General features: G+C 72.1%; 1 protein-coding gene. It reads right to left on the bottom strand.

Annotated elements, in window-relative coordinates; translation table 11 throughout:
• Window positions 1–326, bottom strand: a 326-nt coding sequence (locus tag F0Q45_RS27060) for a PPE family protein (protein ID WP_262491215.1), incomplete at both ends; no start/stop codon positions are given.

Genomic DNA, 326 nt, shown 5'->3' with positions numbered 1-326 from the left:
ACCCGGATGCACCGTCGCCGCCAACGCCGCCTCAAACGCCCCCGCCGCCGCCCGCGCCTGCCCCGCCGACACCTCCGCCAACCCCGCCGCCGCGCTCAACCACCCCACATACGGAGCCGCCGCCGCCGCCATCGACACCGCCGCCGGCCCCGCCCACGGCCCACCGGTCAACCCAGCAACCACCGCATCAAACGACGCCGCCGACGCCCGCAAATCCGCAGCCAACCCCTCCCAACCACCAGCCGCCGCATGCAACGGACCCGAACCCGCACCAGCAAAAATCCGCGCCGAATTAACCTCCGGCGGCAACCACGCAAAATCGGAAA

It is taken from the genome of Mycobacterium simiae, assembly GCF_008370645.1.
Classification (GTDB): domain Bacteria; phylum Actinomycetota; class Actinomycetes; order Mycobacteriales; family Mycobacteriaceae; genus Mycobacterium; species Mycobacterium simiae_A.
Note: the sequence above shows the minus strand (reverse complement) of the source record. Positions and strands in the feature narration are given on the sequence as shown.